The organism is Methanoregula sp. (assembly GCF_028712425.1).
Taxonomy (GTDB): Archaea; Halobacteriota; Methanomicrobia; order Methanomicrobiales; family Methanospirillaceae; genus Methanoregula.
Genome location: NZ_JAQTQD010000004.1, coordinates 25,366 through 34,824, shown reverse-complemented (window position 1 = coordinate 34,824; position 9,459 = coordinate 25,366). Strand labels below are relative to the sequence as shown.

Here is a 9,459-nt window from a genome sequence, read left to right as displayed (position 1 = left end):
AGACGGAGAAGACGAAGTCTTCGAGATTCGAGAGGTTATCAAACCTCGAGACGGAGAAGACGAAGTCTTCGAGTCCTGGTTGCCGGGAATGGAAAGTGGGGAATCCGGGGCCTTGGAGGGGCCGGATTGGAGGAGCTTGTCGTTCAGCAGAAGAGCAGGAGGGAGAATCGTGGAGATTCTTTCCAATCCCCACGATGAGAAGTGAGGTGGGACACCGAACTTTGAACGGTCCAAAGGATTCTTTGACTAAACCCCCGGCCCTCGCCCGAAGGGACAACTGTCCAATCCATGACAGCAGAAGCAATAACAAAAGATTAGATTGGATAGATTTTCACTTTCGTATTTTGATATTTTTCCGGAATTTGTCCAACTTTCCAGTTATTTCCCGTGGTTTCGAGATAATAATAATTTTTATGATTGTAAACGAACGGAGATCCCTTGCAACCATCACAGGTTATCCCGACTGCCATATGTCGTGGCGGGGAAACCAGTACAACATCATACCCCATTTCTTTCAAAAGAGCTGCCGTTAAAATTGCAGTATCCTCGCAATCCCCCGTTCCATCGACAAGTGTCTCTATCGGATACCGGGGATATTCATCATATCCGGTCGAAATATAATCTTTGGAATAGGGAAGGGACTGAATAAATGCGATAAGATTGTATGCCGCTTCTGTTTTGGAATCTGCCTTGTTTTGAAAAGTCGTTGTTATCCGATCGAGTGCTTTCCTATCCTGTTCAGAAATTGCATATTTCACATAATTTCTATTGTGAGGTTGTTCTTTGTAATATGCGTAAAGTGAAGTTGGGATTTTCAGGGTGTATGTGTATCGATAATTATCGAATGTCCACTGATAATTGCGTGTATAATATTGAACGGGGGTTGCCGTGGTGACTCGTTTGATTTGTGTTGAAGCAGTCGCAGGTACAATTGGTATTGTTGAGACTGTCTGCGGTACTGCAGTGCTGGTTCCGCCAATAATTGCTGAACTTACCTCATGGGGAAGTTCCATCATTTCATTTTCGGATCCAAACATTGCGGGAAAAATTATAAAAAAACCGATACCCAGAACAAAAAAACAACTAAAAACCATTGGGAAAAAAGTTCTCCCAATATCGAATCTATTCATAATATATTCGAGAATTAGTCCTATGATAAGACCCAGGAAAAAAACTGCTTTCAACCTTCCAAGGGGAACGTTATACATAAAATAGGCAAAAAAAGTGCAAAAAATTCCAATAAATACGCAAAAAAATCCACCTTTTACCCATTGCATGAATTTTATTTAATTTTTTACTTTCTAAATGGTTTCTATCTGAAAGGAAAATATTTCATCCGTGTTCGCGACTGCCAAAAACCTACCTCTTGGAAAAGATGGTGCCCCCCTTCCCCCCTCTCTCTAAAGGAGGGCCGGGCAGGGGATCCATTGAGTATCCATTAAAAAATCCGCCAGCCTTATGAACCTCCCCGCCAATAGCATCTTTCGTGAGGGAATGACGATGAAACCGGAAAAGATCCCCAGAATGACAAAATCCGAGTACGATGCGCTGATCGAACGGCAGTATGCCTCACGGATCTCGTTTGGGGCCTGCGAGCATTCCTATATTGCGCCCTTCATGTACGTGTTCGACAAAAAATACCTGTATTTCCTTTCCACAAAGTACGGCAGGAAGATGGAGTACTTTGCCAAAAACCCAAAGGTGTCGGTCGAGATCGAGGAGTACGCCCCGGACATGTCCCGCTTCTCCTTTGTCAGCCTGCAGGGATCCCTTGAAGAAGTGAAGGACCCGGCCGCAAAAAAGAAGATCCGCCAGCAATTCGTGGAGATGGTGACAGCAAAAAAACTCTCGCACCGTGTACTCACCGCCCTTGGCCACAAGCCAGGTGACCGCCCCGATGTGCTCGTCAACGAAGAGCGTTCGCTTGTCTGGAAACTGGTCGGGGTACAGGATATCGTTGCCCTGAAAAACGGGTAACATCTTTTTCTTTTTGCCGTTGGCAGGAAACGCCCTTTTTGAGCTGTACCGTCCCATGAGGCAGTATACACACAATACTGCTCGTGAGCGGTGCAATTGCGGCAATCCTGATCATTGCCCTGCTTGTCATGATGTCATCAGCCGGCACGATCCCGTACACGGTGACGGGGAAGAGTGACGAGATCGAGTTCCGGCACTACCCTGCGCTGGTACTTGCAACTGTCGATTCCGCGAGTGACGATGCGGGTTTTAACCTCCTCTTTACCTATATCTCCGGCAGCAACCGGCAAAAGGAGAAGATCCCGATGACTGCTCCGGTCATCAGCTCGCAGAAGATTCCCATGACTGACCCGGTAATCTCCGATGAAAAAACAATGTCGTTTGTGATGCCCGCGGGAACAACGCTGGAGGAGACCCCCGACCCCGTGGACAACAGGGTGCGGATCGTCGCCATACCAGAACGGGACATCGCTGTTCTCCGGTTTTCGGGATATGCTCCACCTGAAGACGTGGAAGCAGAAACATCCCGGTTGCTTGAGGGATTACAGAACAATGGAGTTGTTACAATAGGCCAGCCGTTCCTGATGCGGTACGATTCCCCGTGGACGCCCGGCTTCCTGCGGAGAAACGAAGTGGGGATAGAAATACGGCGGTAGCGGGAGTTCCGGCATGGGTACTAGCCGGGAATCAGATCCGTCCGGGAAGAACTTCCCGTTGAACGAATATGACTTCCCTGCTCTTTTCATCCACGAGGAAATCCCAGTTACTCCCCTCATGAAGAACCCGGAGTGCCAGGGCACAGGCCGATCCGCCACTGTCTTTCGGGGTTGGATGACACTGAAAAAGCACGCCTTCTATCCTTCCTCCGTCAACAAGAAGGGTACGGACTCGTTCATCGGCAATAGCCGCTCGTGCAACGACATTCTTCCGGTTTTCATCGACCGGATCGGAAGGATCCTGCTGACCGATGTATGCAATCTCCGAGTAATTCACGAGAAGAACGGGTGTTCCTGTAGTCGACAGGCTCGGGGCATTAACAATCACGCGAGTCACACGTGAATCCGGTGATTCATTTCCTGAAACCGTCAAAGTATGGCCCGGTATGACGTATGTCCCATTTTCCGGCTTCACAATACGAGACTGGTCAGAAACATCACTCTGAATACAACCGGAGAAAACAAGGACAATCCCGACCAGCAGGAAAAAAAGGAGAGGTGTTGTGTGTTTCATAGGGGCATTCACCGGTATTTTAGTTGGCAGTATGTAATTTCACTGACATGGGATTTGAAAGGAACTGCATGCTGCTGAATGTGGTATCCCCGGAAACATCTGTGTTGTCATAGTAATATTCTGCCTATCCTTTTTTAGGCGTAACATCAATAACGGAAAACGATACCGGATAGGGATCGTCCGGTGAACCAATTTCGATTACCGCTACGTGCGTGGGACTCATGTTTACCAGCATTTCAGATTCGTAGTGCCCGTCAATAAGGACATTGAAGAATGCATCCAGATTATGGTCGGGTGCAGGAATATCGGCCATCGTGCTGTTACCGGGATCCAGGTTATATATCCTTCCAAACAAATTCGTGCCTGACGCATTTACAATCTGTATTTGGACAGAATGGGTCTGGTTCGGGTCCATGTTACGGACAATAAAGAGGGGTGGTCGAACACGTTCTGATGGGTGGGTAACAAGGGGGGATGAAAAAAAAAGGATCGCGGCACTGGCTCCGATGATAAGGAAGAGTATGATGAGTATCCTGATCGTTTTCATATCGTCTTACTCCTGACTAGTGACACCCGAGAGCGATAAATAATAAAGACTGATGAAATGTTCTTCCGGCGCGTTTTTTCTGCCGGCATTTTACTCCGCATACCGTGTTCCAATGAGAGCATATCCCCCATCATCCGTCCCGAGAACGGATACGGAATGGATCCCGTATCTCCCGGATTCCTCTGCTGAGGTGAGCACGTCATAGTCACGCTGACTGAGCATATCCCGGAAGTCAGAGATACTGCCGGTCCGGAAGACCCACAACGGCATGTCCGTCACAGTATGGAGTGTATCCTGATCCACAACATGACCATTGTCGTCCACCAAAACACGAATTGTCGTTACCGGAGTTGACGAGGTTGCATTGCTCTGCTCATGCGACTGATAGATAACGGTAAACTTCTGTGGTTCCTCTTCAGAGATATCGATGAGATCATTATTACAGAACGTGTATGCACAGGTCCCAAGTGTTGCGTTCCATAGTACCATTCCCCCGTCATTTGTCCTTTCGAGCAGGATCTGTTTTCCACCGCCTGGTTCATTCCGGTAAACAGGTTTTATGATGATATTACCACCATCCTTGACGGGCCGGATATTCACTTTCCAATCTATGCCGGCCGGATCAAGTAGTGGAACGTTCCGGATCGTGCCGTTGGAAAATAACCGGATGGTCCTGAAAGGATGATAGATGTCGGCATGATCCTGTACGAGAGCCGTAAGATCGCCCGTATCAGAGAAGCTGATTGTGAGAAGCGTGACCAGTGGGACTTTAACAACATCAGGATCGTTGCCGGACTGTTGGTAAAGGTAATCGGAAAATTTTACCACATTCTCAAATTCTCCCTGCCGGCTGAACATAAACAGAAAACCGGGCTCGCTGACAATAAGATACCCGCCATCATGCCGGGGAGTTATCATGAGTATATGGTCCTGAATGCCTGGCACGAGCGTTTCACGGATGAGATGCCCGGAGGTATCGGTCAACAGGACCCGGAGAAAGCCCTGCCCGGTTGTGTTTGTGAAAAAACCGGCAAGGAAATATCCATCGGGGGTCTGGATCCCTTTGACCGTGCTTGGGGCAAGCGATCGTGCACTGGCATAACCGGAATTTTCAAAAACGGTAGTCCACTGGGGATTTCCGGCAGGGTCCAGTTTCGCAATGACGGTTTCTGTTTTGGCAAAGGAACCCCCGATGCAACCGGAAAAACACACCAGAAAAATGACAGAACTGAAAACCGCCAGAACAAAAAACGGACTGCTTTTCATATCCATTTCACTATTATCATGCATCATAAAAAAATAATTTGTAATAGTATTTTTTAGCCAATCCGTGCATACAACGCCAGGCCATTGGTATATTTTGCCGTTGCCAGTACCAGGTTCTGAGTAATGGCATCGATACTGGTGTCTTGGCTCAGGTTCCAATTCTGGCCTTTATTGTATACCTTCGTGTAAATGGTATCCAGATACCCGTTCGAGTATCCAGCCAGTGCCCGGTTGCCCGCAGCCCAGTCAGTATACCAATAGTAGTTATTGTTGTTGGAGACTACAGTGTCAAAATTACTGGAATACCAGCGGTCGCCTACATATGCTTCATAGTTAAAATGGACCCATGGATTGCTGTACTGTTCAGTTTCTTTTCCGGTGTGCATGGGATTCCCGACATCCTCAAGGAAATGTGATGCATAGCCCAGGCTGGTTGCGGCCTGAGTGTAATATGACGATCCTGCTTTATATTGCGAATTTGCGGCGCTGATATACGTAGCTGTTTGAGAAGGAGCGTTTCCAGTTCCGGTGTTTGGGCTGTAATAATGGTTGAGTGACCGGTATAATGTACAGAATGGTTCGGGTAAGACTGCCGGCCAGGTATCTGGAACGGGCGCATTTGCAGAAACAGTTGATGGCTGGGGGAACGATTCCTTGGATGCTGCCCAGTAACTGATCCGTTCATGTGTTGGTGATCCTGCCCATTTGGGAGAGACTCCCCCGGAAGCGATCTTGTCGGATGATACTTGTTTTCGGGATTGGACTTTTGCAAGAAGGCTGTTTTCAGCATCCGACAGGTGAACTTCTTTTTTCAGAGACGGGGAGAATGTCAGGGTTGTCACAGTTCCTCCATACGAGGGATATCCCAAAGAACCCTTGACTGTTTTGGAAACAACAGGATAGTTCATCCAGAGGGTTTTAAGACTCTTTTTGAAGGAGACTTTCTCATCCGGTGTTGCCGTGATTCCTGAATCGCCAATTATTTCAGCGGCATCAATACTGTCCAGTAAATGCTTTTTCCCCTCATCACTCAGAACGAGAAGATAATAATAGGGAGTAGCTGCTTTTACCGATGGATCGATGCTGAGGATATCTACCGGGACATATCCAGCCAAATCCGTTTTTGGATCTGCCTGAATCATTTTCTCCTGCTCTTGTTGTTCTTCCACCGCACTCACGCACGGTATCATCACCATCGCCGCCACCAGCAGCGCCAGCAGCAGGATGTTTAATTTTCCAAGTTGCATTTTTTGATCACGTCCTTAGATTTTTTCCAGAGCCTCCGCTCGCCGGCATGAGAAAATCTTCAGAAAATCAGAAGACCATCTTCACGTACCATAAAGCAGAGTTCAGGTCCAGCCGCATTTCGATCCGGGGCGGGCCCGTTCTCTGGTTCTGGGACAACCTCCGGCTGTCCACGGGTTCAAATTATAGTTTATTATAAATACGATTTGTCGGTCAAAACTTAACACGTTCCTGCGAATGGTAGCGATGGCAGAGATATTTCCTCAACAGTACCAAGATCTCATGAGAGATACAGTAACTCCCCTGCAAGTTCAACCTCACCTTAACCCCCGTCTGACACTTTACCCGTCATTATCACATCAGGAGCGGACCTGCAGAATGTGTCCCATCGAAGGTAAAAGTATGCCCGATGAGGTCTCTGATAAGATCCAACCGGGATGATAGCCCAAACGGTTCTTCAATCCCGTAATATACAATATAGTACTCGTTGCCTGCGCTGGTTTGCACCCCGCCGTTTTGTTCCCTGGTCCCGGGGATTTCTATCGTATAAAACAAGCCCGAAGTATTGCTGCTCTCATACCCGGTTGTTACAAGGTGTTCTGGTAACAACGGTATGGCTGAGGGGCCGATGGGAGTAAGGTTGTATTGATCTGTTGAAACAAATCCGGAATAATTCAGAGAGACACGTGTAACCGTTCCTGAAGTAGTGAGATACTCATTAAGCTTTTTTTTCGATGACAGAAAGGCACTCTCTTTCGTGAAATACCAGACCGCAATCATATATCGGTCACCGGTTTTTTCCCGGGTATAGTTCTCGTACCGGGCATATGGTGAGAGGGGGGAAACTGTTGTGCTGGTCCATCATATTCGCCGGAAAGGACGAAACGCTCCGATTGGGCCTGGTTCATTCCGGGTTCCGCAATGGCCCATACAATAGTATTGTGAGGGAGGTACCACCCCGTTCGAATCATGGGGGGTGTCGGATCGGTCTTGAGACCTTCGAATAGTCCCACAGCGATTATTATACTGACAACGATGATTGCGAAAAAAAGAAGAAAGTTCTGTTTGTGTGAGGTCATCGTTTCCCTCCGAGAGAATTATGTGGGCCGGGAATACTCCGCAACCGCTCCCAGCGAATCCAGAGCAGAATCAGCAAAACAAAACCGAACATGAGACACAATTTCTTCTGTTTCATCATGTCCTGCCCTTCCGTTTTCCAGAGACCATGAATGTGACAATCCCCATCAGGACAGTAATACAGAAAACGCCGGTAAAACCGGGCAGGGTGGGGGTTGTGGGCCTGAGTGATAAAGCTGCTGTGTTGTTGCGGGCCGATACATTGTTTTCAAATAAAATCCGATCAGCCATGTCTTCCCGAACCGGGAAAAATAACAACCGATCGGAGAGTGCGGCAACAGAGGTTCCATCACGGGATACCATGACCGGGCAAACGGTCTGATTGAGCCGGTACTCTTTCAGGAGATTTCCGCTTCCATCGAAAACAACGATTCCGGTCGCGGTCCCTGCAGTGATCGTCTCCCCGTTCTCCGAGAGGGAAACACTGTAGACAGGGGCGGACACCGAATAGTTCCAGAGTTGTTCACCATGATGGTCAAGCAGCTGGATCTTATCCTCACTACCGGCCAGGACATACCTCCCATTGGTGGTGAGCGACAATACCCTCCCGATATCGGAAAATAACGAATGCTCCCACCGGACCCTGCCATCGGTACTGAAAGAGAACGTATTTTGGGCGGGATAGCCGGATACAATCAGGTCCTGTCCGTCCGGAGAGATGCCGGGATTATTGATACCCCGCACCTGACGCTTCCAGATCAACCGGCCATCTTTTGCGAGATAATTCGCATCATTTGTATACTGCCCATCCACATTTCCCCCGGTTGCCAGCAGATAATTTCCGTCAGGAGATACCGCAATATCAGTAATGGGGGAATCTGACTTGTATTTCCAGCGGAGTGCCCCGGAACGATCAAGGCATATCAGTGACCGGGTATGATAACCAACGAAAGTATCCTCACCGTTACCGGATATCGCAATAGTGCCCGGGGGTTCATTGGTCGAATAATTCCAGAGCAGGTTTCCCTGCTGGTCGAACAGGATCACCCGGTTCGATGTAGTGTTCGTCACAACTCCCCGGCAACACCCGGGGACCATCACGGAAATTCCGATACGCGAACTATCCGGGGATATCGTGATCCCGGATATCCATGGTGACCACCCTCCCGCACTCCTTTCGGGAACGTATGACCACATCAGGGACCCGTTTGTTGAAACGACAAAAAGTTCAGTCTTATCGGGATTGCTGGATACCAGAAACCGGTTATCCGGAGATATTGCGATTCGTCCCACGATTCCCGGATGCAGTCCGGCATCAGGAAAGTCCATGGTCCAGAGAGGATCGACCGCCTCGCAACAGGCTGGAATCGTGAGAAAAATGAGTCCCATCAGGAACAATATCCTCATGGCTGACCGTGGGTCCAATCTCATGCCATCAATCCACAGAAATTTATGCTTCGCGACGCATGAAAATGTTTGCACTATTCCTTCCACGGAAATCCGTTGTACCCCATCCATTAGTAGAGGATAATTCAATTCCTCCAACGACAGGCCTGATCTTGTCGAACCTTGACTCAACTTTCATCAGACCGATAGACAGAAATTTACAAGGAATGTCTTTAATCCCATTTCTCTCCCCATCTTTCTTAATTACTTCATAAATTTCTTTTATCAAGATGGGATCCACTTTCATGTCTTTATTGATCTGGACAACCATTGTCCCATACATGTCATAACCATGACCGATAACGGGTCCATTTGGATAATAATACGTATCAAGATCTTTATCGGAATCAACGGTCACCTGACGCAATTTCAAAAACCACTCGTCATAATTTTCCATAGTCATATTTTCTGAAGTCAGGGGTGCTTTCCCCATGGAAAAAATAACAATATTCTCTGGATAAACAGCAGGATTTTTGACGTTTATTTCCGGTTGTATAGGAGACACCATGAAGATCAGTAAGATGAATAGAGCAATGCAGATGGTTGCACTAAATATAAGGAATTTTTTATCCATGCATTATCATCAAATAATTAAAAATGGACTTACTTAAAGGATAGGATTGCCAAATCTTTGAAAAATGAACCCCGTTAAATTGTTAATTCCGTGAACA

12 protein-coding genes are annotated in these 9,459 nt (G+C 47.6%); 4 read left to right on the top strand and 8 right to left on the bottom strand.

Going from position 1 to position 9,459, the window contains the following annotated elements; all coding sequences use genetic code 11:
* A partial coding sequence (locus PHF39_RS03010; protein WP_300220045.1) for a hypothetical protein occupies positions 1-205 on the top strand: 205 nt, incomplete at its 5' end.
* A 109-nt stretch (positions 206-314) separates the two neighbouring features.
* Here PHF39_RS03010 and PHF39_RS03005 read toward each other — a convergent pair.
* Positions 315-1,208 (bottom strand): transglutaminase-like domain-containing protein, encoded by an 894-nt coding sequence (locus PHF39_RS03005; protein WP_300220043.1) that lies wholly within the window; start codon positions 1,206-1,208, stop codon positions 315-317.
* Between the two features lie 292 nt (positions 1,209-1,500).
* Here PHF39_RS03005 and PHF39_RS03000 point away from each other — a divergent pair, with 292 nt between their 5' ends.
* On the top strand, positions 1,501-1,977 hold the full coding sequence (locus PHF39_RS03000; RefSeq protein WP_300220041.1) for a pyridoxamine 5'-phosphate oxidase family protein: 477 nt from the start codon (positions 1,501-1,503) through the stop codon (positions 1,975-1,977).
* 83 nt (positions 1,978-2,060) lie between these two features.
* Positions 2,061-2,633: a heme-binding protein gene (locus PHF39_RS02995; protein WP_300220039.1), complete on the top strand. Its 573-nt coding sequence runs from the start codon at positions 2,061-2,063 to the stop codon at positions 2,631-2,633.
* Positions 2,634-2,664: 31 nt separating this feature from the next.
* Here PHF39_RS02995 and PHF39_RS02990 read toward each other — a convergent pair whose 3' ends face one another.
* The 3 genes from PHF39_RS02990 to PHF39_RS02980 form a co-directional block, all read right to left on the bottom strand.
* Positions 2,665-3,030: a hypothetical protein gene (locus PHF39_RS02990; protein ID WP_300220038.1), complete on the bottom strand. Its 366-nt coding sequence runs from the start codon at positions 3,028-3,030 to the stop codon at positions 2,665-2,667.
* Positions 3,031-3,331: 301 nt separating this feature from the next.
* On the bottom strand, positions 3,332-3,754 hold the full coding sequence (locus tag PHF39_RS02985; protein WP_300220036.1) for a hypothetical protein: 423 nt from the start codon (positions 3,752-3,754) through the stop codon (positions 3,332-3,334).
* Positions 3,755-3,844: 90 nt separating this feature from the next.
* Entirely contained in the window at positions 3,845-4,672 is an 828-nt protein-coding gene (locus PHF39_RS02980; RefSeq protein WP_300220034.1) for a hypothetical protein, read from the bottom strand.
* A 6-nt stretch (positions 4,673-4,678) separates the two neighbouring features.
* On the opposite strand from PHF39_RS02980, the gene PHF39_RS02975 reads away from it, so the two are divergent.
* Complete coding sequence (locus PHF39_RS02975) at positions 4,679-5,077, top strand: hypothetical protein (protein ID WP_300220032.1); 399 nt, start codon at positions 4,679-4,681, stop codon at positions 5,075-5,077.
* Here PHF39_RS02975 and PHF39_RS02970 read toward each other — a convergent pair.
* The 4 genes from PHF39_RS02970 to PHF39_RS02955 form a co-directional block, all read right to left on the bottom strand.
* Positions 5,074-6,267, bottom strand: coding sequence for a hypothetical protein (locus PHF39_RS02970; protein WP_300220030.1), 1,194 nt, complete (start codon positions 6,265-6,267; stop codon positions 5,074-5,076). The two genes, PHF39_RS02975 and PHF39_RS02970, sit on opposite strands and share 4 nt — an antisense overlap.
* Positions 6,268-6,619: 352 nt before the next feature.
* Positions 6,620-7,045 carry a hypothetical protein gene (locus tag PHF39_RS02965; RefSeq protein ID WP_300220022.1) on the bottom strand — a complete coding sequence of 142 codons (426 nt, stop codon included), beginning with the start codon at positions 7,043-7,045 and terminating at the stop codon, positions 6,620-6,622.
* Positions 7,046-7,459: 414 nt separating this feature from the next.
* Positions 7,460-8,413 carry a PQQ-binding-like beta-propeller repeat protein gene (locus PHF39_RS02960; RefSeq protein ID WP_300220028.1) on the bottom strand — a complete coding sequence of 318 codons (954 nt, stop codon included), beginning with the start codon at positions 8,411-8,413 and terminating at the stop codon, positions 7,460-7,462.
* A 379-nt stretch (positions 8,414-8,792) separates the two neighbouring features.
* Positions 8,793-9,362, bottom strand: a complete 570-nt coding sequence (locus PHF39_RS02955) for a hypothetical protein (protein WP_300220026.1) — start codon at positions 9,360-9,362, stop codon at positions 8,793-8,795.
* Positions 9,363-9,459: the final 97 nt, after the last annotated feature.

Coding starts and splice junctions, on each gene's coding strand:
- PHF39_RS03000 (WP_300220041.1), top strand. CDS start 1,501: ATGAAACCGGAAAAGATCCCCAGAATGACAAAATCCGAGTACGATGCG.
- PHF39_RS02965 (WP_300220022.1), bottom strand. CDS start 7,045: ATGATTGCGGTCTGGTATTTCACGAAAGAGAGTGCCTTTCTGTCATCG.
- PHF39_RS02985 (WP_300220036.1), bottom strand. CDS start 3,754: ATGAAAACGATCAGGATACTCATCATACTCTTCCTTATCATCGGAGCC.
- PHF39_RS02970 (WP_300220030.1), bottom strand. CDS start 6,267: ATGCAACTTGGAAAATTAAACATCCTGCTGCTGGCGCTGCTGGTGGCG.
- PHF39_RS02975 (WP_300220032.1), top strand. CDS start 4,679: ATGGTCCTGAATGCCTGGCACGAGCGTTTCACGGATGAGATGCCCGGA.
- PHF39_RS03005 (WP_300220043.1), bottom strand. CDS start 1,208: ATGTATAACGTTCCCCTTGGAAGGTTGAAAGCAGTTTTTTTCCTGGGT.
- PHF39_RS02980 (WP_300220034.1), bottom strand. CDS start 4,672: ATGATAACTCCCCGGCATGATGGCGGGTATCTTATTGTCAGCGAGCCC.
- PHF39_RS02955 (WP_300220026.1), bottom strand. CDS start 9,362: ATGGATAAAAAATTCCTTATATTTAGTGCAACCATCTGCATTGCTCTA.